Source organism: Streptomyces sp. NBC_01549 (assembly GCF_026339955.1).
Taxonomy (GTDB): domain Bacteria; phylum Actinomycetota; class Actinomycetes; order Streptomycetales; family Streptomycetaceae; genus Streptomyces.
Genome location: NZ_JAPEPW010000004.1, coordinates 236,626 through 262,133, shown reverse-complemented (window position 1 = coordinate 262,133; position 25,508 = coordinate 236,626). Strand labels below are relative to the sequence as shown.

22 protein-coding genes and 4 pseudogenes are annotated in these 25,508 nt (G+C 68.2%); 9 read left to right on the top strand and 17 right to left on the bottom strand.

The window, feature by feature from the left end:
* The first annotated feature begins 87 nt into the window (after positions 1-87).
* The 4 genes and pseudogenes from OG819_RS51690 to OG819_RS51675 all read left to right on the top strand — a co-directional run bounded on the left by OG819_RS51690 (position 88) and on the right by OG819_RS51675 (position 5,733).
* Positions 88-993, top strand: a complete 906-nt coding sequence (locus tag OG819_RS51690; RefSeq protein WP_266636668.1) for an AraC family transcriptional regulator — start codon at positions 88-90, stop codon at positions 991-993.
* 156 nt (positions 994-1,149) lie between these two features.
* A complete protein-coding gene (locus tag OG819_RS51685) occupies positions 1,150-1,899 on the top strand; it encodes an SDR family oxidoreductase (RefSeq protein WP_266636670.1) in 750 nt (249 codons plus the stop codon).
* Positions 1,900-1,949: 50 nt separating this feature from the next.
* Positions 1,950-2,240: pseudogene (locus OG819_RS51680) on the top strand (IS30 family transposase); the annotation flags it as partial.
* A 760-nt stretch (positions 2,241-3,000) separates the two neighbouring features.
* Positions 3,001-5,733 (top strand): helix-turn-helix transcriptional regulator, encoded by a 2,733-nt coding sequence (locus OG819_RS51675; RefSeq protein ID WP_266656851.1) that lies wholly within the window; start codon positions 3,001-3,003, stop codon positions 5,731-5,733.
* 583 nt (positions 5,734-6,316) lie between these two features.
* On the opposite strand, the gene OG819_RS58920 is transcribed toward OG819_RS51675, so the two are convergent.
* Both OG819_RS58920 and OG819_RS51660 read right to left on the bottom strand, forming a co-directional pair.
* Complete coding sequence (locus OG819_RS58920) at positions 6,317-7,336, bottom strand: sigma factor-like helix-turn-helix DNA-binding protein (protein WP_323139469.1); 1,020 nt, start codon at positions 7,334-7,336, stop codon at positions 6,317-6,319.
* 994 nt (positions 7,337-8,330) lie between these two features.
* Positions 8,331-9,719 carry an IS1380 family transposase gene (locus OG819_RS51660; RefSeq protein ID WP_266622617.1) on the bottom strand — a complete coding sequence of 463 codons (1,389 nt, stop codon included), beginning with the start codon at positions 9,717-9,719 and terminating at the stop codon, positions 8,331-8,333.
* Between the two features lie 109 nt (positions 9,720-9,828).
* On the opposite strand from OG819_RS51660, the pseudogene OG819_RS51655 reads away from it, so the two are divergent.
* Together OG819_RS51655 and OG819_RS51650 are read left to right on the top strand one after the other, a co-directional pair.
* A pseudogene (locus tag OG819_RS51655) lies at positions 9,829-10,086 on the top strand (integrase); the annotation flags it as partial.
* Between the two features lie 34 nt (positions 10,087-10,120).
* Positions 10,121-10,291: pseudogene (locus OG819_RS51650) on the top strand (integrase); the annotation flags it as partial.
* Between the two features lie 166 nt (positions 10,292-10,457).
* Here OG819_RS51650 and OG819_RS51645 read toward each other — a convergent pair.
* The 3 genes from OG819_RS51645 to OG819_RS51635 all read right to left on the bottom strand — a co-directional run bounded on the left by OG819_RS51645 (position 10,458) and on the right by OG819_RS51635 (position 12,497).
* The gene (locus OG819_RS51645; RefSeq protein WP_266636709.1) at positions 10,458-10,703 is read right to left on the bottom strand and encodes a hypothetical protein; all 246 of its coding nucleotides are present in this window, start codon (positions 10,701-10,703) and stop codon (positions 10,458-10,460) included.
* Between the two features lie 110 nt (positions 10,704-10,813).
* A complete protein-coding gene (locus tag OG819_RS51640; protein WP_266656850.1) occupies positions 10,814-11,098 on the bottom strand; it encodes a hypothetical protein in 285 nt (94 codons plus the stop codon).
* Between the two features lie 319 nt (positions 11,099-11,417).
* The gene (locus OG819_RS51635; RefSeq protein WP_266656849.1) at positions 11,418-12,497 is read right to left on the bottom strand and encodes a hypothetical protein; all 1,080 of its coding nucleotides are present in this window, start codon (positions 12,495-12,497) and stop codon (positions 11,418-11,420) included.
* 248 nt (positions 12,498-12,745) lie between these two features.
* Between OG819_RS51635 and OG819_RS51630 the strand changes: the two genes are divergently transcribed.
* Complete coding sequence (locus OG819_RS51630) at positions 12,746-13,411, top strand: hypothetical protein (protein ID WP_266656848.1); 666 nt, start codon at positions 12,746-12,748, stop codon at positions 13,409-13,411.
* 50 nt (positions 13,412-13,461) lie between these two features.
* Here OG819_RS51630 and OG819_RS51625 read toward each other — a convergent pair whose 3' ends face one another.
* The 4 genes from OG819_RS51625 to OG819_RS51610 all read right to left on the bottom strand — a co-directional run bounded on the left by OG819_RS51625 (position 13,462) and on the right by OG819_RS51610 (position 16,594).
* Positions 13,462-13,863 carry a hypothetical protein gene (locus tag OG819_RS51625; RefSeq protein ID WP_266636722.1) on the bottom strand — a complete coding sequence of 134 codons (402 nt, stop codon included), beginning with the start codon at positions 13,861-13,863 and terminating at the stop codon, positions 13,462-13,464.
* Positions 13,860-14,708 carry an IS5 family transposase gene (locus tag OG819_RS51620; protein WP_266656847.1) on the bottom strand — a complete coding sequence of 283 codons (849 nt, stop codon included), beginning with the start codon at positions 14,706-14,708 and terminating at the stop codon, positions 13,860-13,862. The genes OG819_RS51625 and OG819_RS51620 overlap by 4 nt, the downstream gene beginning before the upstream one ends.
* A gap of 280 nt (positions 14,709-14,988) precedes the next feature.
* Positions 14,989-15,156, bottom strand: coding sequence for a DUF6207 family protein (locus OG819_RS51615; protein ID WP_266636728.1), 168 nt, complete (start codon positions 15,154-15,156; stop codon positions 14,989-14,991).
* A gap of 100 nt (positions 15,157-15,256) precedes the next feature.
* Entirely contained in the window at positions 15,257-16,594 is a 1,338-nt protein-coding gene (locus OG819_RS51610) for an IS110 family transposase (protein ID WP_266647905.1), read from the bottom strand.
* 420 nt (positions 16,595-17,014) lie between these two features.
* On the opposite strand from OG819_RS51610, the gene OG819_RS51605 reads away from it, so the two are divergent.
* Positions 17,015-17,374 carry a hypothetical protein gene (locus OG819_RS51605; protein ID WP_266636730.1) on the top strand — a complete coding sequence of 120 codons (360 nt, stop codon included), beginning with the start codon at positions 17,015-17,017 and terminating at the stop codon, positions 17,372-17,374.
* 483 nt (positions 17,375-17,857) lie between these two features.
* Here the strand turns inward: OG819_RS51605 and OG819_RS51600 are convergent, their stop codons facing one another.
* From OG819_RS51600 to OG819_RS51580, 5 genes and pseudogenes are all read right to left on the bottom strand, one after another.
* Positions 17,858-18,808 (bottom strand): PQQ-binding-like beta-propeller repeat protein, encoded by a 951-nt coding sequence (locus OG819_RS51600; protein ID WP_323138311.1) that lies wholly within the window; start codon positions 18,806-18,808, stop codon positions 17,858-17,860.
* A gap of 105 nt (positions 18,809-18,913) precedes the next feature.
* Positions 18,914-19,951: a hypothetical protein gene (locus OG819_RS51595; protein WP_266656846.1), complete on the bottom strand. Its 1,038-nt coding sequence runs from the start codon at positions 19,949-19,951 to the stop codon at positions 18,914-18,916.
* Between the two features lie 5 nt (positions 19,952-19,956).
* Positions 19,957-21,276: pseudogene (locus OG819_RS51590) on the bottom strand (DNA polymerase III subunit alpha); the annotation flags it as partial.
* A 44-nt stretch (positions 21,277-21,320) separates the two neighbouring features.
* Positions 21,321-22,067 (bottom strand): hypothetical protein, encoded by a 747-nt coding sequence (locus OG819_RS51585; protein ID WP_266656845.1) that lies wholly within the window; start codon positions 22,065-22,067, stop codon positions 21,321-21,323.
* 31 nt (positions 22,068-22,098) lie between these two features.
* Complete coding sequence (locus tag OG819_RS51580; protein ID WP_266656844.1) at positions 22,099-22,794, bottom strand: hypothetical protein; 696 nt, start codon at positions 22,792-22,794, stop codon at positions 22,099-22,101.
* A 172-nt stretch (positions 22,795-22,966) separates the two neighbouring features.
* Between OG819_RS51580 and OG819_RS51575 the strand changes: the two genes are divergently transcribed.
* The gene (locus tag OG819_RS51575) at positions 22,967-23,266 is read left to right on the top strand and encodes a hypothetical protein (RefSeq protein ID WP_266656843.1); all 300 of its coding nucleotides are present in this window, start codon (positions 22,967-22,969) and stop codon (positions 23,264-23,266) included.
* A gap of 35 nt (positions 23,267-23,301) precedes the next feature.
* Here the strand turns inward: OG819_RS51575 and OG819_RS51570 are convergent, their stop codons facing one another.
* The 3 genes from OG819_RS51570 to OG819_RS51560 all read right to left on the bottom strand — a co-directional run bounded on the left by OG819_RS51570 (position 23,302) and on the right by OG819_RS51560 (position 25,229).
* Entirely contained in the window at positions 23,302-23,580 is a 279-nt protein-coding gene (locus OG819_RS51570) for a hypothetical protein (protein WP_266656842.1), read from the bottom strand.
* A 303-nt stretch (positions 23,581-23,883) separates the two neighbouring features.
* Complete coding sequence (locus OG819_RS51565) at positions 23,884-24,885, bottom strand: DUF1648 domain-containing protein (RefSeq protein WP_266656841.1); 1,002 nt, start codon at positions 24,883-24,885, stop codon at positions 23,884-23,886.
* Positions 24,882-25,229, bottom strand: coding sequence for a GntR family transcriptional regulator (locus tag OG819_RS51560; protein WP_101402927.1), 348 nt, complete (start codon positions 25,227-25,229; stop codon positions 24,882-24,884). The genes OG819_RS51565 and OG819_RS51560 overlap by 4 nt, the downstream gene beginning before the upstream one ends.
* Between the last annotated feature and the right edge of the window lie 279 nt (positions 25,230-25,508).

The following is a 25,508-nucleotide window of genomic DNA, read 5'->3' as shown; positions in this document are numbered from 1 at the left end:
CTGAAACGTTAGAACGATGCTCGCGATCACTTGCACGATCCTCGCGGCTTCGGGAGCAGGATGGCGGAGGGGTGCTGCAATGGGCGTATGTCCCTAGAAGAGTTCCGAACCCTGCTGGACCGGCATGCCCGGCCCGACTGGACCACCGCCATCGACGGCGTCCTGATCTCGAAGGTCGACCGGCCGGATCCGCCGGCGCCCTCCATGTCCGGCACGGTGCTCGCAGTCATCGCCCAGGGCGCCAAGCGACTCGCGCTGGGCGAGAGGGTCTACGAGTACGGCCCCGGGCAGTACCTGGTCGCATCCGTCGACCTGCCCGTCACCGGGCAGTTCACCCAGGCCGACCCCGAGCAGCCGGCCCTCGGCTTCGGCCTCACCCTGGAACCGTCCGCTGTCGCCGAACTCCTGCTGCAGGCCGGTCCCGGCGACCTCCCCCGCACCGGCGGAGGCACGCCGTCGGGGATCGCCGTCAGCGACGCCCCGCCCGCCCTGCTCGACACGGTGGTTCGGCTGCTGCGCCTGCTCGACCAGCCCCGCGACCGGGCCGTACTGGCCCCGCTGGCCAAGCGCGAGATTCTGTGGCGTCTGATCACCAGCGATCAGGGTGCGACGGTTCGCCAGCTCGGCCTGGCCGACAGCGGCCTCAGCCATGTCTCCCGGGCCGTGCGCTGGATCCGCGAGCACTACGCGCAGCCCTTCCGGGTTGAGGACGTGGCGCGGATGTCGGGCATGAGCGTCTCCGCTTTCTACCGCAGTTTCCAGGCGGTGACGGCGATGAGCCCCATTCAGTTTCAGAAACAGATCCGCCTCCAGGAGGCCCGACTGCTGCTCGCCACCCACCCCGGAGACGTCACAGGGGTCGGGCACCGCGTCGGCTACGACAACCCGTCGCAGTTCAGCCGCGAGTACCGCCGCCAGTTCGGTGAACCACCGAGCCGGGACGCGGCCCGCCTGCGGAACACCGTGCGCACCCCCGTGGGCATCCTGCCCTGAACGGAAGCGGAACACGGAAGAGGATCGTGCAAGTTAAGGAGAGAATAGTTCTACTATTTCTGCAGGTCGGAGCGATCTAATGGGATCAGTAGTTCTTCCGCTGAGTAGGAAAATGCCTGCACATTGCGGATCCCACCACATCGCAAGGATCACAGCATGAAGACAGTTCTGATCACTGGTGCCTCATCCGGATACGGGCGGGAGACCGCCCTCTACTTCCACTCGCAGGGGTGGAACGTCATCGCCACGATGCGCACGCCGCGTGCGGGCGTCCTGCCCGAGTCGGACCGGCTCCGCGTCGTCGAGCTCGACGTGACCAAGCCCGAGACCATCACCGCCGCGTTCGAGGCAGCGGGGCCCATCGACGTCCTGGTCAACAACGCGGGCGTCCCGTCGATCGGCGTGTTCGAGGGCACCCCCATGGCTCGGGTGCGGGACGTCTTCGAGACCAACACGTTCGGCGTGATGGCAACAACGCAGGCCGTGCTCCCCCACTTCCGCGAGCGGGGCTCTGGCGTGGTGGTCAACGTGACCTCCAGCGTGGTGCTGGGCCACATGCCACTCTCAGCCGTCTACAAGGCGAGCAAGATGGCCATCGAGGGGTTCACCGCATCCCTCTCGCTCGAACTCGCGCCCTTCGGCGTGCAGGCGAAGACGGTCGAGCCGGGTGCCTGCCTGACGACCAACTTCGCAGCCAATGCGACGAACGGCGCCTCGATGGACGAGCAGGTCCCGGCGCCCTACGCATCATGGGCGAAGAAGACCATGGACGCCTTCACGGGCCAGGACCTGTTCACCAAGGAGAGCGACGTCGCCGAGACGGTGTGGCGCGCCGTGCACGACACGACCGGCCAGCTGCGCTTCCCTGCCGGCCCCGACGCGGTCTGGCTCGCCCAGGCGAAGTGATATGACGTCGACTGAGCGGATATGTGACGGCTCCGGACGGTGGCGAGGGTCAGGGCACCGGAGTTCAGCAGATCGGCCGCCGGCTCGGTCGCGCCCCGGCGACCAACTCGCGGGAGCTGTGACGCAACGCGGCCACTCGAGGCGGGAAGCTCGAGTACCGGGCTTCGGTAGCGCAGTGGAAGGCTGAGCTTATGTCGCGACGTCCCAAGACCGCGAACCTTGCCGTCAATGAACGGCTCCGCGAGTCCGTCCAAGAGCGGCTCTCCGGCAAGGTTCGCCGACCCAACGGGACACCAGTACCGGGACCTGAGACCGCACCCTGGAAGGGCCGCAGCAAGCCGCCCCTTCATGAGTACCAACATGCCGCTTGACCAGGCCGGATGTTCTACCGGCACCCGCAGAGTCGTTGACCACCCCGGCGTATAGCCGTGTCCTGCTCGCCAGAGACGAGTTTCGCCAGAGACGAGTTGACGGAGGCAGGCGGCGAGGCGAAGGTGCCCCGCGGACACGACGGTGTGGTGGACGACCGCGTGATCATCGCTCCTTGAATTCTTCGCTTCGTCGAACCGGTCACGACGAGGAACGGGACCTCTGGTGGATTACTTGTGCCGAGCAAGATGATCGAGAACCAGGGGTCCCGTCGCGGGAGAAATCCGTCATCACGCGGACGATCACGGTGTGTACGCGCCCGGGCTGTCGGTCATCTGGCAGGCGACGGCGAGCCAAGTGCGGCGGTCGAGGCGGAGGATCTTCACTGCGTCGCAGGCAGGAGGCCTCGAGCGGGTCGCTTGCACCCCAAGCCGAGGAATCGTCGGCTGACAGGTAACATCCGAGTCGCAAATACTGTAACCGGAGGAAAGTTTTCATGCTGACCCCGATGCCTGCTGCACCGACGCGTGAACGTTCGGCCACGCTCGAGCGTTCTGTGACCGCGCCGGTCAACGGTGGCGGGAGCAGCGCCGGCGGCCACCGTCGCACGGCAGCGGGGACTGTCTTCTCGCCGCAGGCTTTGGCCCGCACGTCCACGGCCGCGGTGTCGGGCATTTGCGTGGGGACGGGGGTGCCGGAAGCCCCGCTGAGGCCGGCATCCGCAGGCGCGCGATGATCGGTCGGGACGAGGAGTTGCGGACTCTGCACGGGCTGCTGACGGACGCGGCGGCGGGGCACGGCGGCGCGCTGCTGGTCCACGGCACCGCTGGCGTCGGCAAGTCGGCCCTGCTGCGCAAGCTCGGCGCCGATGCCGCCGAAAGCGGTTTCAGAGTGCTGCGGACCTCCGGGGTGGAGACCGAGCAGTGGCTGCCGTTCGCCGCACTGCAGCTGTTGCTGCAACCGGTCGCCCGTGACATCCAGAACCTGCCCGCCGCACACCGGTCGGCGCTGAACGGCGCGTTCGGCGCCACGGAGACCGAGCCCCAGATATACCGGGTCGGACTGGCCGCGCTCGAACTTCTCGCCGACGCGGCCGACCGGCAGCCGCTCCTGCTGCTCGTCGATGACCTGCAGTGGATCGATTCGTCCAGCCGGGATGTGCTCAGATTCGTCGCCCGGCGCACCAGCGACCTCGCCATAGCGCAGATCGCCGGCGCCCGTACCCAGTCCGCCGACGCGTACATGTACCCGGACCTCCATCTGGAACCGCTCGGCCGGACGGCCGCCGCCGAGCTGCTCGACGCCGGCGCGCCCGAGCTGCCGGAGCCGGTACGGGCGCTCATTCTGGAGCGCGCCGCGGGTAACGCGCTGGCCCTGGTCGAGCTGCCCAAGGCGGCGCAGGGCATGTCCGCGCAGATGGACGACCTGCCGCTGACCCAGCGGCTGGAGAACGTCTTCGCCGCACGCACCGACTCGGTGAGCCGGGAGTGTAGCGCGTTCCTGCTGGCCCTGGCCGCCGAGCCGGCCGCTCCGCTGAACCGGCTGCTGCAGGTAGCTAGTCGCCTCTGCGGTTCGGAGGTCTCCGTGGACACGCTGCAGGAGGCGGTCGACGCGGGCCTGGTCACCCTGGTCGGCCGTACCCCCGAGTTCGGGCATCCGCTGATGCGCTCGGCCATCTACACCCGCGCCGCGGTGACCGATCGGCTGGCCACCCACCGCGCCCTCGCGGTGGTGATGGACGACATTCCCGAGTGCCAGCTCGTCCACCAGGCCGCGGCCGCAATCGGCCCGGACGAGGAGCTAGCCGACCGGCTGGAACGTTTCGCCGACGCCTCGCACGCCCGGGGCAAGGTCGCGGCGGCCGTCCCCGCCCTGCGACAGGCGGCCGACCTCGTCCTCGACCCGCAGCGCCGGACCGGCATCCTGGTCCGGGCAGCCGAGCTGGCCAGCGAGGTCAACGACCGTATCAACACGCAGATGCTGCTGGACCGCGCCGACATGAGCGCGCTCGGCCCGGTGGAGCGGGCCCGCCTCATGATCGTGTCCGACAAGTCCGCTTTCGAACCGGACAAGCCGCACCGGCGCATCCAGGACATGGTCACCGCGGCGGCCGAAGCGTTCGACGCGGGAGCCGGCGACGTCGCCGAGGACCTGTTGTGGCGTGCCGGGATACGCTGCTTCTTCCAGGACGGCGACGCGCAGGTGCGCGCTCAGACCGCGGCGGAACTGGACCGGTGGAACCCCGATCCGGACGCCCCCCATGTGCTTGCGGTGCGGGGGTATGCCCAGCCGTACCGGTACGGGGCCGACGTGATCGCGCGGCTCGACAGTCTCGAGCCGGACCGCGAGGACGCCCGGATCCTGCACTTCTTCGGCACCAGCGCCATGTCTATCGGCGACTTCGACCGCGCCAGCCGCTACCTGGCGCTGGCGGCCACGGCGTGGCGGTCGCAGGGCAGGCTCGGGCTGCTCGCCCGCTCTCTGTCCGGCAATTATCCGCGGGTGTTCCTCGGTCAGCTCAACCGGGCTCGCGAGGAGTCGGCCGAGGGGCTCGCCCTGGCCGAGGAGACCGGAGAGTGGATGCAATGGCTGGGGCTGAAGGCGACGGCCGGCCTGGTGGCAGCGCTGCGCGGTGAGATCGAAGAAGCAGCGCGCTCGGTTCGCGAGCTGCGCACGCACAGCCTGTTTGCCGGTATGCGGTACGTCACGGTAGTAGCGCAACAGGTCGACGGCCTGCTTGCTCTCTTCGATGGCCGCGCAACGGAGGCCTACGACATTCTCGCGTGTGCGTTCGATCCGACTGACCTGCATTACCACTCGATGCGTCGCTGGCTGCTGGCGCTGGACCTGGCGGACGCCGCGGTGGCCGCCGGCACCGCGGAGCAGGCCCGGGAACTGCTGGCCGACCTGCCAGAGCTGGCCGACCGACTGCCCTCGGAAGCGATGGTGGTCGCGCACGCCTACACCGACGCGGTACTGGCTGCGGACGACACAGCCGAGGAGCGCTACGCCGCGGCCCTCACCACGCTCCCGGCCGGCTGGACACTGGCGCGTGCCCGGCTGCACCTGCACCACGGCCGCTGGCTACGCAGGCAACGCCGCAACGTGGACGCCCGCACCCCGCTGCGACTGGCCCGCGACGAGTTCGACCGGATCGGCGCGCAGCCCTGGGCCGAGATGGTCCGCGAACAGCTGCGCGCCACCGGCGAGTCGAGCGGCCGACGGCACGCCAACACCAGCGAGCAACTGTCGCCCCAGGAAACGCAGATAGCCGTACTGGCATCACAGGGGCTGACCAACCGGGAGATCGGCCAGCGCCTGTTCATCTCCCACCGCACTGTCGGAGCCCACCTGTACCGGATCTACCCACGCCTGGGCATCACCAGCCGGGGCAAGCTCCCCGCCGCGCTTGCCGCCCTCCACGAAGAACAGCCCGAGGCCACCTTGTCCGGCGGCCCGAAGTGATCTGTCGGTGTCCGACCCCGGGCGGACGGCCCGTCGCACCGGGGGCGCCGACTCCCGTGCCACTCAGGTCTCCGCCGACCGGCTCGGGCAGCTTCACGGCTCCGGCCACGGCGGGGGCGGTGTTCACCCGGGCGGCGAACTTTAGCCCGGAGACTGCGGGTCCTGCTGCTCAGAGACCCGGGCGGGGCAACCCCCGGGTCTCTGAGCCCTCGATTGAGCCGGACAACGAGCGCACGTTCGCTGAGTACATCCCGCTACCCAAGGGCCTTCGCGTGCAGGCGGCGGACAGTGGCTGCGAGGAGGCGTCGAACCTTGTCCCTGTTGGCACCGTAGGTCTTCAGCGTGTGGCAGTTCGGGCACCCAGGTTTCAAAGCTGAACTGCTTCTGGAATGGCTTGTGCCAGTAGCGCAAGGGACGACCAGCGGACTGATACTCCGCCATGAGTTCGTTGCCATTCGTGATCCGCTGATCCGCTGATCCCCCAAGAGGCCGTCACCGACGTAGGCAATCCAGCCCGCGTCCGGCAACCGACCGTCGGCATAGGGGCCCTTGCCGTCCGAGAAACCGCTCAGAATGCTGTCAGCTAGGCACCCAATGCCTGCCATCTCGGCGCAACCGAGCCTTCGACGGAGCCATTGATCGTGTGGAACAGGAGCCCGCGCTGGCGTGCGGGGTCGGTAAGCAGCCCGTGCAGACACCGTCGCCCATAGTGCAACCGGGATTTCGCGGTGCTGGGTGGGATGCTCAGGATCTCCGCGATCTCCACGCGGGAGAAGTCTTCAACGTCGGCCAGGTATACAACGATGGCGAGCTTCCGCGGGAGTCGCTGCAGCGCGACTTTCACCGCATGCTCCGACAGCCGGCCCACAGCTTGCGCCTCGGCGGTCTGGGGAACATGCAACGTCGGGCGTTCTGTGTCCGGCAGCCGGCCGATGGAGCGTCGCATCGGAGAGCTCGAGCGCACCGGGCGCTGTCGCTCGCCACGGGCATCGAGCGCGGTCTCGGCCAGGAACCGGAACATCCACATCCTGGCATCTGTCTGCCAGGTCAATGACCCGAAGGAGTCGAAAGCCCTGAGGTAGGTCTCCTCAATCAGGGCCTCGGCGTCGCGGCGATCGCGGGTCATCTGTACCGCGGCCGCGTACAACCGGTCGAGGAACGGCATGGTCACACGGTGGAAGAGCGCGAAGAGTTCGGCTGGATCCGCCGCGGCGGCGGCAGGGCCGTCCAAAGTGCCGCTGTTCGGCGGAGCGGCCATCTCGTAGTCCGTGCTATCAGCGACAGGGATGCGTTGTTCCTGATGCGGCAAGACGTCTCGTGGTGTGCGACGACTGCTCGCGCGGGCCTCTTTCTCGTGCGGTGTCGGGAGGGAAGTCAGGCCCGGGACGGTGCTCGGTCGTTCTCGGTCAGGACGCGGCGTGCTGCGGCACGCCGCGTCCTGGGCGCTGGACGGGTCGCAGGTGATGCCGCTGGCGCCATCCAGAGCCCTCACGACAGGGCCGCGCTCCGCCAGAGTGCGGACGATGGCTCCACCGATGGCCCCGGTTCCGCCTGTGACGACGGCGACCCTGGGTCCGGTGGATTGAGGTGAGGTGTCGGGCATGGGGAGCTCCAGTATCAGTGAGGAGGGTATGTGAGTCGGGCTTGTCGGTGCGCTCGTTCGCCACAGCCCTGCCACGGTTGACTGCTTAGGGGTAGGTGCCGCGGCCGGGCAGGCCGCCATCCCCGAAACCTGCGGCCGCGGACCAGTGGACCGGCTGCACAGGAGCATCTTTGGCCTGCAAGCCGGAACGCGTTGCAAGTCTGGCCGCAAGGCCATCACCGGTGCCTCAGTCACACGACTAGACAATCGGACCTGAGGCATAAGTCATGGCGTCTATTGCCGTAGGTATGTGCCCTTCCGCGGCGGCGTCACCTCGCAGCAGTCCGACCGTGGCCGGGGCCGTGTCCAGCGCGTCGCAGGGCAGTAGAGCCGGTGGCCTCGGTCAGCGGCCTGGCGAGCAAGGCCGGCCAGCGCCCCGAGATGACCGATGGCTTCGTCCTCACTGATGTGTCGCCGTTCGTCAGGCGCAGCCGCGCCCACTTCCGGGCCACCTCGTCCAGCTTCGTTCTGTCCGCCGTCACCAGCGAGCTGAACGGTCAGCGCCAGCCCTCGGCCGTCCGGGCTCGGCATCCATTACACACTCGCGCTTGTCGTTGTTGTAGGCGCCCGAGCCCGCCCGCTTCAACTGGTGAGTTACTTGTCACCTGGTTCGCCGCTCGTTACCGGCACCCCCCGTTCGCGCCGACGCCTTCCCGAACACATGCTCGCGCGCTGCCTGGCATACACCTCGCGGTGTCCCCGGGTGTCCTTACGCTGTCGGGAACGGTGAGCTGGAGCACTGCAACGGCACCTCGCGGAAGGCAAGACCAAACGCGAGATCATCCGCTGCCTCAGCCCGGATCCACCGGCTTGATTGTGGTGTGATCGGTTCGGGGTCGTGCAGGGCGTGTCGGGGCTGAGTTGCGGATTCGGGCGTGGGGTGGCCGCTGGTCTGCCCAGCCTTTCCACTTTTCCGCAGTTCTCGGGCCCTTTCGGGCAGGTCGGTCGGGGAGTGTCAGGGGGCTGGTGGCGCGTGCACGATGCTGAAGAGCTGGGTGAAGTCCGTGCTCCAGGGCCAGCGTTCGGGCAGGTGCAGGGTGAGGCGGCGGGCGGAGCGGGCCAGGCGGGCGGGCACGTTGATCAGGTGGTCACGGATGGTGGCGGTGGTCGCTCTGGCATGGAACGTGCCGGCCAGTGCGCCGGCGGCGCGGGTCAGGTTGTGCGCCAGGGCGGCCAGGGCGAGCCACGCGGCATTGGCCTGGAAATGCCCGGAGGGTGCGTGGGCGAAGGCGCTGTTCTTGACATCCGCGATCACCTGCTCGACGACAGCGTGCCGTCGGTGATCACGCTCGGCATCGTTCAAGGAGAGCGGGGAGTCGGTGAACGCGGCGTGGTAGCGCCAGGTGTCAAACAGCGTGCCCTGTCCGGCGGGGACGGTGCCAGTGTTCAGGCGTTTGACGCGGCGCACGATCAGACGGGCGGTGACCTGCTGCTTCTTCGGCTTGGAAGTGAAGGCGGTGTAGCCGGTCTCGGCTATCTCGGCGTCGGAGATCCAGCACTGGCCCTCCTCGTCCCAGACCGCCTTGGGGTACTTGATCGGCATCCAGGCGTCCTCATCGATGCGGGCGATGGCGGCCTTGACGGAAGCGTTCATCCGCACGGTGATGGAGAACCGCGCGCCCAGCGCCCGGCAGGAGTTGACGACATCGGCGCCGTAGAACGCCGAGTCCGCGCGCATCACCAGCAGGCCATTCGCGCCGCAGGCGCGGGCGGTGCGGATGGTCTCGGCGACGAACGCTGCCGCCCCGCGCGCGGAGTTCGATGGTCCCTTGCGCAGCCTCGTGGCGGCGATCACCGGGGCGGCCAGGGGTGTGGAGACGATGCCGAGCAGCGCGTTCAGGCCCTTGACCTTGCTGTATCCGTAACCGGTGCCCTGCTTGGCGTAGCCGTAGGTGCGGCGGATGGTGTCATCGATGTCCACGTAGGCGACCTGGTCCGCGCCGGGCAGCAGCGGGGCGTGACGGGCCAGTTCGGGAAGGAACCGGCGGGCCACGGCGTGCAATTGCTTCACATGCCCGTGCGTGAAGGAACGCAGAAACGACCCCAGCGTGGACGGGGCCCGCACACCGGAGAACAGGCGGCCCATCGCGCCGTGCCGTAGCCGGTGCATGTCATCGATGCTGTCGGCGCCCGCGACCATGCCGCCCACCAGCGACATCACTTTCGCTGTGGGGAAGGCACCGGTGCCGTCCTTCGAGGCCGGCAGACGGATGTACTCCCCGACCAGTGCGGGCAGACCGCACCGCTCGGCCAACCGCACCACCGGCTCCAGGCCGCCGTACGCGATTAGGTTCGGGTCGTCGAACGCGGATGAGACCGCCGCTGCGGCATGGGAAGATTGCATCTCGGAAGTGCCTTGCTGATCGTGCCTGATGTGGTCCTAGAGAAACCCCATCATCGCAGGTCACAAGGCACTTCTTCGTTCCCCGAGAAACTGTCCACAGACATCAAGCCGGTGGATCCAGGTTCAGACCTGCCGACGCGAACTCCTGGACCGAACGCTGATCTGGAACCAGAGCCACCTTCTACACGCGCTCCGCGAGTTCGAGACCTTCTGCAACGAGCATCGACCGCACAGAACGTTGGAGCACGCCGCTCCGCTCCGCCCGCTACCCGAGCCGATCAGCGCGCCAGGACACAGCAGCCACCTGGAGGTCCGCCGCCGAGACCGCCTCGGCGGAACCCTTCACGAGTACCGACACGTCGCTTGACCAGGCCGGATAATTACAGTAATCGGCACCCGCAGAGTTCGAGACCTTCTACAACTGCCATCGACCGCACCGAGTCCTGGGACAAGCCGCGCCGCTGCGCCCACTGCCTGCACCGATCAACGTGCCAGAGCAGATCGGGCATCTTGAGGTCCGCCGACGAGACCGGCTCGGCGGAACCCTGCACGAGTACCAACATGCCGCCTGAGCAGGCCGGATGATTTATCGGCACCCGCAGAGTTGGGCGGCTCGCCTGTATGCCCTGTGGCGCCGATCCAAATCGCGATGGCGGCCATTGGGCCGGCGCAGACGAGGAAGCCGATGAGGGCGTCCCGGCGGCCAGATGTGCTCATTAGATCCCCCGCGATATGGCGTTAGCCAAGGTAATTGATCTGCAACACCGTGATCGTCTTGAGCGTGTTCCCGACGAGGAGTACGGCGAACGCCTGCTCGGTGACGATCATCCGCATGACGCCGTCGTCTTCGCCGTAGGGTTCGGTGGCGGCGATGGGGTCGTGGCAGGCGTCGGCTAACGCGAGGGTGAGGGTTTCGCAGGCGGCAGGCGGCATCGCTTCGTGGACGGCTTCGGCGGCCGGGTCGTACTTCAGGCGGTAGATCACTCGCTGGCTCCAGATCGCAGGCACGACAAGCTGAAGAAACCTCAGTCTGGTAGGCAGCGGCACTGCGTAGCGTAGTGATTCATCGACGGCGCGTGTCGAGAAGTGGTGAATCAGGCGGCGCCGCGGGCCCGGATGCGCTCCGCGTCACCTAGGACGCGCTCAGTCGCGTCGATCCACTGGCCGGGAGGCTCTTCGCCCCGAGCCTCAGCAGCAGCGATCTCCCGCCCGCGTTCGACGGCGGCGAGCGTGTCCTTCGCGATCCGCTCCCACTTGGCGAACACGGCGAGCAGTTGGTGCGCCGGCGCCCGGTTGATCTCGCCGAGGAAGCGCTGGGCGAGGGCAGGATTGCCGAGGGCGTCACGGATGGACTCGATGGTCCACGGCTTATCGCTCATCCCGGCCTCCGAAACTTTAGCGGGCTTGAGTTTCAGGCTATCGCGAACCCTGGTCGGGGAAGCTGGATCCGCGATGCCAGATACGGGGATCAGATCCGGTAGGCCGGTAACGGAATGCGGTCGGCCACGTCACTAACCTTCGTGGCAGCCGCATAGGCACTTCGCCCCGCAGTGCTTGCAGGTTGCGGGCCGTTTCGCCCCGTTGAGCCTGGTCATGCAGCAGTTCCGACAGCACCCCGGCGCACTCCGTGTTCGACAGGGGGACCCGGTCCGAGCTCCGGCTTCTGGCCACCTCGCGGTGGCGGCAGGGTCCACCGGGTCAGAAAGCCTGTCGGGTCTCCTTGGCGGACGAGGCGCGGGCGAACCACGTCCGCGCCTCGTCGTCGGACAGGACGCGGGTCAGCTCGGCCGTACCCGGCAGATGGGGGAAGAACCGGTCGGCGTTCCAGCTGCGCTGGTACAGCGGTTCGTCCAGCACGAGCAGGCGGTATTCCTCCACCACGGGGATGTCGTCGGGCAGTCCCTCGTTCCAGATCCGCTCGCCGTCAGGGGCGAGGAGTTCGAAGGCCCCGGTCGCGACGGCCTCGGTGCGTCCTCGGGCGGGCTCGGGGTCCGTGGCCAGGCGGACGCTGTCAGCCGAAGGGGCGGTGCCGGGCACGTGGCCGCCGCTGACGAGGACGTGGGCGAGCAGCGTGTGCAACTGGAAGTTGTCCCCGATGCCGCCGATGCGCACCTCGAACCCGCTCCCGGTGGGCCGGTGTAGCACGATGAGGGGCTCGTCGTCCAGGATCGCCAGCGCGTAGGCCAGGCACTTGAGGTCGTGCCGATCCAGGGCTGCCAGGTCGCGGCAGGCGGGGAGGAGTGTGGATGCGTGCCGACGGCGCACCTCTGAGCTGCGGCACAGTACGGCCAGCGCGGGCGGCTGCCATTCCTCGGCCGAGCACCAGGCCAGCGCCAACCGCGTGGCCTCGTACGTGTCGCCGCCCAGGCGGGCCAGCAGCGCATCGTCGATGATCTTCTCGTCGGGCTCCGGAAGTTCGTCCTCGGCTCCGCCGGCGGTGGTCCAGCGGCGGGCGAACTCCAGGGCGTCGAGCAGGTCTCGGTGGATGCCGTCGAGGATTGGTTCCGCGCAGGCCGCCGGATCTGCGCCGCTCTCGACGCAGAAGCCGGCCGCCGACGCCAGGAGCGGGCGTGGGCCGGTGGGCGGGAAGGCGGGTAGCAGCGCGGCCAGCCGGGGCCCCGCCAGGACGCGTTCGGCGTCCGTTGCCTGCTGCAGGCCCGTCAGCGTGGCGGTGAAGGCACGTTCGGTGCGGGCACCGTCGCGAGCGTCAACCGCCTGCTCCAGCTCGGACACGACGGCGCCGAGGTCCGAGGCCTTCTGCTTCCTCTTGAAGATCACCGGCACACCTTAAGGCCCGAGGGCTGCCCGGCGTCACCGTTCGAATCTTCCGGACCGCTCTGTGCTGTCGACATCGGTGAACATCCGCTGTCGGTTCTCAGAGGACGGTTCGTGAGTTCATGTCCGTTTCGAATATGGCGAAGCACTTCAGTTGGCGAGTGAACGCGTCGGGGGCAATGGCTTGGCTGGAGGATTGTGGCTGTGGGGCCTCGTGACACGCCCGGCAGAGGTGCGTCACGATGATCGCTATGACCGACGGAATTGCATGGCTTGCCGCTCCCCAGTCGATCGCCTTCGGTGGCTACAGCGTGGTGCTCGCTCGAGGGTTGGATGCCGAAGAGCTGGTGTCTCGGCTGACCGCGACAGTGTTCGGGCCGACGCGCACGGCGCGTAGTCTGGCCCACCTCACCAGCAAGGACCTGATCGATGTCGTGGAGGACGGCCCCTGGGACCCCTACCCCGCGATAGGTCTGCGTTATGGAGAGATCGGCGAATGGGTCTTCGTGGTCAAGTACGGTGGGTGGCAGGCGGAGTTCGGCCCGCAGCCGCCTGTTTCTCGGGGTGGTGCACACGTCTTCCAGCTGGAATTCGAAGAGGAGAACGGCAAGCCGGTACCGCCTCAGTTCTCCTATCTCCATGATGATCGTCTCATGTGTGCCTTCAATCTCCACCTGGACCGTTCATGGGGATACGACGGCGTGAACGGTGATCGCGAGGTGGCGGTACGCGTCGAGGAGATGCTGGCTGCTGCCGGCCTGCCAGACGCCAACATGCCTCGCCGGGAAGTGCACCGCATCGCACTGGAGATCATCGAACGATACTTCGGCCTTTCCCTGCCACGCAGGCAAGTCCTGGAGGCCGCGCTACCCGCTGTGGTCCTAGAGATCGCGGAGCCGGCGAATCCCTTCAACTAAAGCGGCTAGTCACATCGAGGTGAGGCCGCGGCAGGATTGCTGGTCGCTTACTACTTCCTGGCGAAGCTGCCGGCGTCGACTTCGGTGAGGACACCGAGTTTGACGAGGCGTTTCAGCTTGGCGCGGGTGCCTTCGATGTTCTTCGGCAGGAGTTCGTGGTCGAGGACTTCGCAGACGTCACGGGCTCGGAGGGGGCCAGTGGCCTCGTTGAAGACGGCGAGGATGCGGGGGTAGTCCGGGTGTTCGGGCAGGCCGGGTGAGACTGGGTGGGCTGGGAGCCGGTCCGCGAGGGCAGTGACGGTCTTGCGGGTAATCGCGAGGTGTTCGAGGTGGGTCTCGGCTTCCCGTAGCCGTCCCTGCAGTTCGGCGACCTGTGTGCGGAGGTCGTCGGCCAGGGCCCGGGTGGCGTCCTCCTGGACGTGGAGTGCGTCGAGCAGAGGCTGGACGTTCACGCGGTCACCGGCTGCGGGTCGCGCCAGGTGGGCGTGTTGGCGCCGGTGAGCCGACGGGCCATTACCTGGGTCATCGCCCAGTAGACGCGGGAGGCGGAGGAGGCTGGGTGGTGTTCGTAGTCGCGGACCAGGCGCCGGTGCAGTATCAGGATCCCGTAGGTCTGCTCGGCTCTCCACCGCTTCGGCTGTGGGACGAACCCCTTGTCCTCCGGGTTGCGTTGGACGGTCTCGACGTCGATGCCCAGGAGGGTGCCGTGGGCGGCGACCTGGTTCTTGAAGCCCTGGTCGACGAGGGCTTTCTCGACGGTGCCACTGGTGTGTTCGGCGACCTGGTCGAGCAGGGCGACGCCCGCGGCGTTGTCGTGGGTGTTCGCGGAGAGGACGGTGACGGCGATGACCAGGCCCAGTACGTCCACGGCCAGGCCCCGCTTGCGGCCCGGCACCCGTTTCCCCGGGTCCAGGCCGGTCGTGGAGGCGGGGACCCCGGCAGCTACGTGGACACTCTGCGTGTCCAGCACCACCAGGGTCGGGTCCTCTAATCGGCGGGCCCTCTCACGGACCTGGCAGCGCAGCAGTTCATGGATGACCCGGTCGGTCCCGTCGTCCCGCCACGCGGCGAAGTAGTAGTACGTCGCGCTCTTCGGCGGCAGGTCGTTGGGGAGGTAGGCCCACTGGCAGCCGGTCCGGCCCTGATAGAGGATCGCGTTCACGATCTCCCGCATCGCATAGGCGCCCTGGCGGCCGCTGACCGATCGGTGCCGGTCCTTCCACGCCGTGATCACCGGCTCGATCAACGACCACTGGCCATCCGATAAGTCGCTCGGGTACGGCTTGCGTTCACTCACCCCGCCACCCCAACAGACCACCGCCCGTGGACCAGCGGATTCCGCTCGCACCCACACCATCAGGCGACGACAGAACCTCTCAAAGACTCACGAACCGCCCTCTGAGACCTCACATGACACCGTCCTCGCCCTGCTGCGTGCCCACGTGTAACCCCTGCTCGATCAAAGTCACAGCATCCCGCGACGACTTCACCCGCAGACCGGGCGCGGGGCAACTGGTGTGGCACCGTGGACGCAGACGTGGTCCGTCACTCCCCCCGTGGTGGCGGACCACGCCTGTCTAGGTGGCCGACGGCGTCGGCTCCGGCGAAGAGGCCTCCTCGAGGACCTGCCGCAGATCGGTGTACATCCGCAGCCGCACGCCGGGCTGGCCGGCATCCCGGGTGGTGCGATCGGCGGTCGAGGTCCCCCAGGTTCGGGCGATCGCGGCCTGGAAGTTAGCAGACATACCGCCTGACCGGAAAACTCAACGGTCAGATGGGGATGGCGAGATAGCCCCTCGATGGTGACGGTCGGGGGCTGGTGTGGGGCGGTGGGGTCGTGGGATGTCAGGCGGCTGCCGGGGTGAGGGTGACGTCGTGGCCGAGGGCCTTGAGCTGGCGGACGAGGTCGCGGCTCTTGCGGGCCGGGTCGAGGTTGCGGGTGTGGAAGTCGGGGCCGAGGTCTCGGTAGCGGGCGGTCGGGTCGTTCATGAGGTGCCAGACGGCGACCAGGATGGAGCGGGCGACGGCGACCAGGGCTTTCATGTGGCCGCGGCGTTTGACGATGCGGCGGTAGCGGGCGCCGAGGAAGGTGTCGGTGCGGGCGGCGGAGATTGCTGCTTCGCCGAGGGCGCCGCGGAGCCAGGGGTTGCCTTTGCCGGTGGGGCCGGAGGTGTTCTTGTTTCCGGACTGGAGGGTGCGTGGGGAGAGTTTCGCCCAGGACACGAGATGGCCGGCGGTGGGGAAGACCGTCATGTCCAGGCCGGTCTCGGCGAGGATGACCTGCGCGGTGCTGGGGCCGACGCCGGGGATCTCGTCGAGGCGTTCGGTGTCGGTGATCGGTATGAGGGTGCCCTGTCCGGGGCCTTCGTCGTCCTCGGTGGTGGACAGCTCGGCCAGACGCAGGGTGATCCGGGCGGTGAGCTTGTCGATCTGCACGGTGAGGTAGTCGACGGTGTCCAGCAGCATCCGGCACATGAAGGCGTGGTGTTCTTCGAACCGGCCGGTCAGGGCCTCGGCCAGGGTGCTGTGGCTGGCCTTGATGGTGCCGTGGGCCAGGTCCGCCAACGCCTTGGGGCTGCGTTCGCCCGCGATCAGTGCCTCCAGCATGGCCCGGCCGGAGACGCCGAAGATGTCGGCGATCACGGTGGACAGCTTGATCTGGGCGTCCTCGAGGAGTTTCTCGGTGCGCTGCTTGTGGCGGGTGCGCTCGTGGGTCATGACGGCCCGGGCCCGGGTCAGATCGCGCAGTTCACGGACCGGCTTCGGGGGTACGAACGAGGGCCGGAGCATGCCGCGTTCGGTGAGCTTGGCCAGCCAGACCGCGTCCAGGCGGTCGGTTTTGGGCCGGCCCGGGACGTTCTTGACGTCACGGGCGTTGACCAGCCAGCACTCCAGACCACGCGATTCCAGCAGAAAGAAGTACGGCTTCCAGTAGGTCGACGTCGCCTCCATCACCACCCGGGTGACGCCCTGGCAGACCAGGTGGTCGGCCAGGTCCAGGATCGCGCCGCTGGTCGCGACGGTGTTGAAGACCCGCTGCACGCGCTTGCCGGGCTTGTCCTCGTGCGGCACCCGCACACAGACCATGCCCGACGCCTTGGCGATATCGATCGCCGCGACACGGGCCACGAGCTCCTCGGCCTGCTCGATCTCCTCGACGCCACCGTCGTCGGTGTCCGCCATGCACAACTCCCTGGTATCGATCCGTACGGGCCGACGCCTGCCCAGGGGGCCGCGGGGGAGCGAAAATCTGACCGGCGTGCTCGATGGCAACAGTGCGTGGCCCCTCTGCGGCCCCGGCACCAGACTGACCTACGGGCTCAACGTCCCAACGAGCTACCGGCGTCGGCGGGCAGGCGCCGCAGCCATGTTTTCACGCCGGCAAGGCGCACCCGAAGGGAACAGGGGGACTGACCTGCGAAAACGTCTAAGTTAGTTCAGTCAATATGCCGTCGATGACGAGCAGGCCGGGTTCGGATAGGTGCGCTTCTCGGATCGGGTCCACGCCTGTCAGTACGTGTTCGTGGACGCCCGGGGTTCTGTTCAGACTCCGGATTCACCTGACCGGGTGAGTTGTCAGTGGCGACGCCTACCGTCCCTGGCATGACCAGTTTGCCGAACTCCCGTGACAACGCATGGGTGTTGGAAGCCACCATCCGGACAGCACCGGCCGCCGATCCTCAATGGCAGGAGCAACTCGACAGGCTCCGCGGAATCGCCTCGTACGCGCCTGAGACCCAGACGTGGCATGCCCGCCTCGGCGCACTCGACCTGGCGGGCGTGACAATGCTGCAGACCCTCTTCGACACCGCGCGCGCCCACGGCACCGAGGTGTGCCTCACACCCGTGGTGGTCCCGGCGTACTGGGACGGCCCCGTCTTCACGAGGGAGCCGGACGTGGCAGCTCTGCTGGAGGCACAGGCCGACCGCGGTCGGCCGCTCGGTCAGCTGCCTCTGTCCTGAGGAGCCGGCGCCGGGTGAGGACTTCGAGCACGTTGTCGGCGACCGGGAGGTAGTCCGCGCGGTGCGGCGGCCGTCCGTGATCGCGTCGGAAGACACGGATCAGCCGGGCGACTTCCTCGCGTGCCGGCCGTCCGCTGTCGTCCGGGACGCGCAAGTCCCTATCTCCGTCCTGAATCATCGGCGCTCCTCGGCAGGGGTGCCCACCGTCGACTGCCGCTGTCGCGCTCATGTCGCGCGACGTCCGTGCGCGTTCTCTGGACGACCTGTAGGGATCCGGAAAGGTCGAGCATCACGACCTGCGGTGTCGCGGTACTCCAGCATTCGTGGCAATGCTCAGGCTCTCGTATGTGAGCAGGCAAGAGCGCAGCCCCGATGTCGGTTGTCGATGCGGCTTTGCCCATCGCCGTCGACGGCTGTCGGCTCTAGCCTTGCCCCGGTTCCATGGGGCCTGGCCGCCGCTCAGCGATGGGGCCTGGCCGCCGCTCAGCGGGGCGGGTCGACCAGGCGACGGACGGTCATTTCCGCGTCGCCTGCCCGGGCCGCCAGCGACACCGATCCGTCAGAACAGCTCAGGGCGGCGGGGCCGGTACCCGGCAGTGGAGCACCCAGTTTCTCGCCGCTGACGGCGTCCCACAGCCGGATCGGGCCGCCGTACAGAGCGATGAACAGCACGCCGCCGCCTGCTGCGGTGGCGCAGGCCAGGCGGGTTTCCGGGCCTGGTCGCATGAGCGGGCCGATCGGTTCGCCGGTGACCGCGTCCCAGCGCGACAGGGTGCCGTTCATGTCCAGGGAGGCGAGCATGACTCGCCCGTCGTTCAGGGCGAGGGAGACCAACTGCATGTTGTAGTCACCGGGCCCGTGGATGGGGTTTCCGTACGGTTGGCCGGATGCGGCGTTCCAGCGGAGGATGCGGCCTGCCTCGTCCTCCGAGGCGATCAGCGCAGTGCCGTCGGGCAGTGTGATGGCTGTGATGGCCTTGACGCAGGTGGTGTGGCCGACCAGCGGCGGGCCCAGGAGCTCACCTGTCGCCGCGTCCCATCGGTACACCCGAAAGCCGCAATGGCCGGCCCCGGCGATGAACGCGCGGCCGTCCGGCAGGATCCCGGTGGCCACGTCCCAGATGGTGTCATCGGCGGCCATCTCGTGCCCATCCAGCTCCGCGCCGGTCAGCGCGTCGAGCCGCAGGATGCCGTCCTCCGTGGCCACCGCCACCACCGGGTTGCCGCCCGGCGGTGAGGCGACCGCGAGCGCATTGGCAGACCATGCATCAGCCGAACACCACAGCATTCGGCCGGTGAACATGTCCCAGCGGCGGATCTCCTGGCCTTCGCACGATGAGAGCAGCACCACCTGCCCCGACCGGGCCCGCGCCAACGTCGGCCAAAGGATGCGCCCTGGCTCGGAAGTGAACGTCGTCACTCGTGCCGAGCGCATGCCCTGCCGCATCACGCCTCCGCGCTGCCGTGTCGACTGACCACTGCTGAGCTACTGGATGTTGCTGATTCAGTGTTGAAATACCCGTCCACTTGATGAACTAGATCAGTCTCCTACACGACCGCCTCGGTCCCACTGCCGGGCTGACGGGGGAGGTGAGTTGATGGCGAGGGCGGCTGGGTAGATCACCTGGTGCTCGTAGCGGGCACGGGCGCGATCGGCGACGGCTTCGATTGCGAGGGGTTTGTCGTCGCTCGCGTCGAGGGTGAGCTGCCGGGTGGCCCGGTCGGCGGGCTGAAGGGCGTCGGCGCGCAGCGCGATGCTGCGGACGCGGGCGCGCTGGAGACCGAGGGAGTCGTACAGCGTGTATGCGGCGCGGGCCAGGAGGACGGTGTGCTGGGTGGCTTCGGGCAGGGTGCGGCTGCGGCGGGTGGCACTCAGGTCGGCGTAGCGGATCGTGCAGGTCACGCCGGTGGCGATCTGGTCGGTGGCGCGGAGGCGGGCACCGAGTTCGTCGGCGAGGGCGAGCAGGATGCGCCGGTGGGCGGCCGGGTCGAGTTCGTCCCGGGGGAAGCGGTGCTCTGTGCTGAGGCTCGCTGGGGCCGGGGTGGGGTCGACGGCCGTGGTGTCGCGGCCGCGGGCGTGCTCGTGGAGGGCGCGGCCGGCGCGGGCACCGAGGAGCCGCTGCAGTGTGTGCTGAGGGACGTCGGCGACGTCGCCGACGGTGTGCAGTCCGTACTCGCCCAGCAGCGCGGCGGTCTTCCCGCCTACGCCGGGAAGGTCCCGCACGGGCCGGGGCTGAAGGAAGGCCGAGATCGCCTCGGGGGAGTCGTCGATGACGGTGCGCCGCCCGAGCGGCGTGAGGGCGCAGGCCATGGCAGCGAGCATCGGCGTGCCGGCCACGGCCGCCGAGCTGCGCACCCCGAAGTAGGCGAGCACGCGGAGCTGGACGAGTTCGGTGATGCCGCGGGCATCGCGGTGCCACCAGCGGGTCGCCCCGGTGAGGTCGAGGAGGGCACCGTCCTCAAGCAGTTGCACGCGCGGCGTGAAGTCCTCCAGCAAGCGGCGCAGCCGTTCCGGGAGTTCGGCGTCGGCGTCGGGCGGCAGGTCGAAGGAGAGGCGGAGGATGCTGCGGCCGCTCATCATGATCACCCTGCGCTTCCCTGACTTCGGTGTCCTAGTCGGCGCAGGTCCGCGGAGCGGGTCCCCGCGGGCTGGAGATCGGCATAGGGGTGAATCCGAGCCCCGGCCGTGCCGTCTGCGAGCGTGCGCTGGGGCGCGGCGGACTGCGCCGGGGTCGGGGCGGGCGTGGTGCGGCCGAGGAGCTCCAGCGCGGCCTGCGGGCCCAGGTCGCGGCGGGCTGCGGCGACTTCTTCGAGGTCCCAGGCCATTGCGCCGACGACGGTGCGGCGCGGGCCGCGGGCCTCGACGGTGCCGCGCACCAGCAGCAGGCCGGAGTGGAACACGGTGTACGCGACGTGCTCGTGGGAGTCCTCGAAGAAGGCGATGTCGACCAGGCCTGAGCCGTCTTCTAGTGTCACGAAGATGACCCGCTTGCCGGACGGGATCGGCGGGGTCTGGGTGGAGGCCCGTACTCCGGCGACGAGGACCGGCTGTCCGGGGATCATGTTGCGGAGGTGGGCGGCGTCGGTGGCGCCGAGCTCGCGCAGCAGCCGGTGGTGGTGCTCCATCAGATGCTGGCTCACGTCGATGGAGAGGGTGTCGAGTTCGGCTCCGAGCTTGTCGCGGCTGGTCATCTCCGGCAGGCCGCTCGGCCCGGCGGTCACGAGCTCTCCGCCCAGCGGCAGCTGCCCGTCGGTGGCGGCGCGGTTGCGGTACTGCCGGTGCAGTTCGGCGGCCTGCAGCAGCATGTCCCGGCGGGTCAGGTCCGCCGCGAGCTCGTCGAGGGCGCCGATGCGGATCAGGCGCTGCGCGAGCGGCAGGGACGGGCGGGCCCGCTGCCACAGGTCCTGCAGGTTCGTGTAGGGCTGGCCGGCCGCGAGGCGGGCGGTCTCGGCCGCGGTGATGCCCTTGATGGTGGCGAAGGCGAGCCGGACGCCCCACCCTTGTGGGGTCTGTTCGACGCTGTGCCCGGGCCGGTAGCGGTTGACGTCGACGGGCAGGATGGGAACGCCGTGGCGGCGCGCGTCGGCGACGATGACGCGGCGCGGCCACATGCCCGGATCATGCTCGAGCAGCCCCGCATACAGATACGCCGGGAAGTGCGCCTTCAGGTAGGCGGACTGCAGGGCCGGGACGGCGAAGGCGACCGCGTGCGCGCGGCAGAAGCCGTACGCGCCGAAGGAGGCCACGGTCTCCCACACCTCGTCCAGCACGGTCTTGTCGTAGCCGCGCTGGCCGGCAGTGCGGCGGAACCAGGCCTCGACCTTGGGCAGCCGGTCGCTGTCGGCCAGGGCGCGGCGGGCGACGTCGGCGGCGGCGCGGTCGCAGCTGGTCATCTTCGCGATACTGGTGGAGGGCACTTATTTCCGGGGAGCTGTATTCTCCAGGGTCACATCCTGTGCCGTTGCGGCCAGGGGTAGCCAAGCTGACGGGCGAACTCCGGCGAGCCGCCGCAGACATCGGCAGCCACGCGTGGGTCAGACGCCGTGAGTTCCTCCACCAACTGATCGGCCTGGGCCGCCGGGTCGTCGTCGGAGATGCCCAAGGTCATCCGGAACTGGAGCCAAGGACGGTCATTCTTGATGGCGGCTCGGCCCGGATGAAATAGGAAGAGATTGATCTGATCCGGCTCCCAGAGCCAGGCAGACACGCTGCCAAGTTCACACTCCCAGCGCTCGAGCCAGCCCGTGCATTGCCGAAGCTCCTCTTCAAGGAGACGGGCAACAGTCCTGGCTGGCCATTCCCAAGAGCGGTCCAGCGTTGCGCGCTCAACCTCTGCTTGGTATTGCTGAGCGTCGAATCTGAACTCCGGCAATTCAACCTCATCTTCATCAGGGTTGCGCCATGCACCCCAAACTACCTGGTCGCCATCACGATGGATCGTGACATACAGAGCACCGCAGCACCCTTCTGTGCACGTTGCCTCCGCCAAGCGAACCTCGCGCGGAGACCCGTGAGCATGAAGTGGCCCATCAGCGAAGAGGAGGTAACGAGGGTCTTCGCCCGGCCCCTCGTCAAACACCTCAGCCACTACGTCCCGCCCTCCAATTTGGGGACGTACCTCCACTGCGGTTCCACGGATCACCTGGTCGGGGACAACAACACTGAGCGCGAAGCTCTGCAGGTCAGGGGTCACGGAACAATAGTCGTCCAGGGTCCGGGCGTTGTCATCTGCTTTCCTGCAAGCCATCCTCACCGCATGCCCTGGCCTCGATGAAGGCAGTCCAATCACGCTTCACGAACCGGACCCAGTCGACTGCCGTGTTGATGTGTACGCCGAGAATCTCGCTGAGGGTGGAGGCGGGCAGGTCCGAAGCGAGAGCCAGTACCGCGCTGTTCTTTGCCCGCCGGACAGCAATTCCGTGGGAGATGAGTCGATTTGCCAGCGGCGTCGCGCCCGCCGGTCGGCCAGCCAGGTTGCCAGGAAAGAGCCAACTCCTCGTTGGATGCGGTCTCTCGACCAAAGGTCGAGGCTCCTTGCCGGCCTGTGCAACGACCAACCGCGCGACAGCGGGTGGCATGAGTACCGGATGTGTACCGAGGGCGATATAAGTGCCATTGGACCGCTCTTCGACATGCTCCCGGGTCAGTTGGACAATCCGGCTGACAGGAACTCCGTAGAGGAGAACGAGCGCCCCGGTGGCACGAACATCCAGAGGAAGGTCTGCGTCTCGGACGCAACGCTTGAGAAGTACAACCTGCTCCTCTTCGCTGTGGAAATTTTCAGGATCTCCTGAGGTCCGCGACGCGACGTTGATGTCGCCACAAATTCCAGCCTTGTTTGCCCAGTTGATGAAGTCAACAATCTTGTGCCGCGTTGTGATCCCATCGGCCAACCATCGGTCGATGTCCGCCTGAGTCATCGACCGAAACTGGATTCCCTGATCGTCGAGCCAAGGCCGGCGAGTACAAGTGCTGCAGTTCCAGTGCGTCCACCCTGGCCGACGTGTGGATCTTGCGCACGGCCGCGTAGGTTCCGTTGCGCCCCAGCACATCGGGGCTGGGCATGGGCGGCACGGCGACATCCACATCGCGTTGAGCGCCCTCTCTTCCAATGCGGCGCAGCTGGACAAGGAGCTGGAGCGGGCCCGCGTCGCCTACGACGGACCGATCTTCTTCTGCAACACGGTCGAGCACTATTCCACCATCATCGGCGACGCACGGATGCACCGCCTCATCCGCCGCGGCACCACCTACGGCCCGCCGCTGCCCGAACCACGAAGCTGGGCAGGTTCTGCAGGCGGCGCCGGACCGGCTCCTCGGGGGGCGTACTGGAAGACGACGGTGCCGACCGCGCCCCGGCTCATACACATCCTCGTGGAACACGTATGGTGACGCTGCCGGTTCCGCCGTGATGCCCGGCCACCGGGTCACGCACGGATCTCTTCCAGGGAGTCGTTGTCGAGGGACTTCCGGGCGTGTGCGAACAGCTCCAGTTCGGCCAGCTCCCGGCCCACCTTCCCCTGGCCGAAGAACAGGCCGCGGAAGAGGTCCTCACCGTCCGTCTTCGTCGATGCCGCCGATATCGCGACGGCCGGCTTGGCGGACGTCCCGGACGTGTCGGCCATGGCGGACGGCGCCATCGACAGGCACAGAGCTGCTGCCGTGATTCCGGCAGCCGCCAGGATTCCGCGCTGCTTGATGTTCAATTCGTTTCCCCTCGAATCGATGAATGCACCGAGGGGCTGAATGCGTGTGGTCAGCACGCCTCCCCCCGGACAGCGATCAAGAGCTTCACGCTTCACATGCCTCGCACAGAAAAGTCGATCATCTGTGATTGAGGTCACATGTCGATGCTTGGCGGGTCATTGAATCCATGATCAAGTCTCGTCGTCGAGCGCGCCGTGGCTCATGGCGGATTATCCGCTGTCGGCTTTCTTATTTATTTGACGCGCTGGTGAGGGGAGCGTATTGACTGCCTGACGGCAGGATCCAGGCCGGCGCGGGGGAATTCACCGGCCAGGACCTGTTCCTCGCGTTGCGTGCCGGGCACTCAAGGAGTTCAGAAGGGCGGCTCCGCGTTCGGCGTCGTCCACGCTCACCGCGAATTCCCTGCCCTTTGACGGGTGGATGACCAGGCACTCGCCGCCGCGCAGCATCACGGTGGTTCCCAGCCCACTCAGCCGGTAGCCCCAGCCACCAACCTGGGCGGGCGTGCGGCTCTCGACGCGTGCCGACTCCACGTCCTCGGCGGCCCAGTGTCGTGTGGGCCAGCCGAAGGGGCCGAAGGCGACGTCCAGACCCTGCTCGCTGACTCGTGCCTGCACCGAGGAGCAGCCGAGGACCAGAACGGAGGCGAGGGTGAACGGCGTGGCCGCCAGCAGGAACGGAAGGTCCGTCAGGCCCGCGAGCGACGACACGAAGACGGTGGTGGCGAGTAGCCCGGTCAGGGCGGCGATCGCCTGGAGCCAGGAGTTCGACGTGCGGGCGAGCCATACGACCCGCTGCCCTGGGGGAATGTCCAGGGTCGGGCCGTCCGCCGCGGGCCGGGGCTCGTCCGGCGCCCGGCGCGCGGCCAGCAGACCGGCCGCGCCCACCGCGGCCGCTACGACGAGCGTGCCCACGACCCCGCTCGTCACCGATCCCGCGTCGTGCCAGTCCGCGCGGTCCAGATTCGCCCGTACGACCGATGCCTGCCCGCCGAGCAGCGTCACACCGCCGAACCCGAGGCCCGCAGCCGCCCACCCCGGCACCGCGCCACCGGCCCCTGCCCGGCGCAGCGTCAGTACGACGACGACCGCCAGCACGCCCCAGATCAGCGCGGGGAACAGTGCCGCGGCCCAGAGCGGCATGGAGCCGTCGGGCCTGCCCGAGCCGGCGTGCCAGTGGGTCGCCAGCCGGTCCGGGAGCCGGCCGCTGGCGGCCAACGGCAGCGCCACCAACAGGGCCAGGACGCCGACGCCCCAGCCGACGGCGCCCCACGCCGCTCCGCTCTTGCGTACCTGCTCGGTCACGAGATCCCCCTGATCATGTCGATGAGGTCGTCCTTGCTGTAGCCGAGGTGCGCCGCGTCGGTCACCAGGTCGCGTACGCGGTGCAGCAGGACGGAGCGCTGGTCCGCCCCGTCGGCCACTGTCACGCCCCGGCCCCGGCGGAACTCCAACACCCCTTCGTCGCGCAGCGCCCGAAGGCCCCGCAGAACCGTGTTGACGTTCACATCCAGGGCCTGGGAAAGGTCCCGGGCCGGGGGAAGACGGTCTCCCGGCCCGCACTCGCCCTCGGCGATGGCGCGCCGGATCGCGCCGGCCACCTGCTCGTGCAGGGGGCGGCTGTCCGCGGTGTTCAGTCTCAACAGCATGGTGCTAGTGAAGATAGCACCATGTGCTTGAAGTGGGGGAGCGGTTTGAGACTGACACCGCGCGAACCTCAGGAGGGCCTCCTCAGGACATCAACCCCGCGAGCGAGTCAGTCGCCGAAGAGGCTGTCCTGGATGTACTGGACGACGTTTCGCTTCGTGTACAACAGGCCCAGCAGCATGCGCACGTGCCCAGGCGTACAGGGGAAGACGGTCTCCCGGCCCGCACTCGCCCTCGGTGATGGCGCGCCGGATCGCGCTCCGCGAGGCGGTCGAGGTCGG

Excerpts from the sequence above, each read along its gene's own strand:
- OG819_RS51690 (WP_266636668.1), top strand. The coding sequence starts at position 88 with ATGTCCCTAGAAGAGTTCCGAACCCTGCTGGACCGGCATGCCCGGCCC.
- OG819_RS51685 (WP_266636670.1), top strand. The coding sequence starts at position 1,150 with ATGAAGACAGTTCTGATCACTGGTGCCTCATCCGGATACGGGCGGGAG.
- OG819_RS51675 (WP_266656851.1), top strand. The coding sequence starts at position 3,001 with ATGATCGGTCGGGACGAGGAGTTGCGGACTCTGCACGGGCTGCTGACG.
- OG819_RS58920 (WP_323139469.1), bottom strand. The coding sequence starts at position 7,336 with ATGCCCGACACCTCACCTCAATCCACCGGACCCAGGGTCGCCGTCGTC.
- OG819_RS51660 (WP_266622617.1), bottom strand. The coding sequence starts at position 9,719 with ATGCAATCTTCCCATGCCGCAGCGGCGGTCTCATCCGCGTTCGACGAC.
- OG819_RS51640 (WP_266656850.1), bottom strand. The coding sequence starts at position 11,098 with ATGAGCGATAAGCCGTGGACCATCGAGTCCATCCGTGACGCCCTCGGC.
- OG819_RS51630 (WP_266656848.1), top strand. The coding sequence starts at position 12,746 with ATGACCGACGGAATTGCATGGCTTGCCGCTCCCCAGTCGATCGCCTTC.
- OG819_RS51615 (WP_266636728.1), bottom strand. The coding sequence starts at position 15,156 with ATGTCTGCTAACTTCCAGGCCGCGATCGCCCGAACCTGGGGGACCTCG.
- OG819_RS51610 (WP_266647905.1), bottom strand. The coding sequence starts at position 16,594 with ATGGCGGACACCGACGACGGTGGCGTCGAGGAGATCGAGCAGGCCGAG.
- OG819_RS51605 (WP_266636730.1), top strand. The coding sequence starts at position 17,015 with ATGACCAGTTTGCCGAACTCCCGTGACAACGCATGGGTGTTGGAAGCC.
- OG819_RS51600 (WP_323138311.1), bottom strand. The coding sequence starts at position 18,808 with ATGCGCTCGGCACGAGTGACGACGTTCACTTCCGAGCCAGGGCGCATC.
- OG819_RS51595 (WP_266656846.1), bottom strand. The coding sequence starts at position 19,951 with ATGAGCGGCCGCAGCATCCTCCGCCTCTCCTTCGACCTGCCGCCCGAC.
- OG819_RS51580 (WP_266656844.1), bottom strand. The coding sequence starts at position 22,794 with ATGACTCAGGCGGACATCGACCGATGGTTGGCCGATGGGATCACAACG.
- OG819_RS51560 (WP_101402927.1), bottom strand. The coding sequence starts at position 25,229 with ATGCTGTTGAGACTGAACACCGCGGACAGCCGCCCCCTGCACGAGCAG.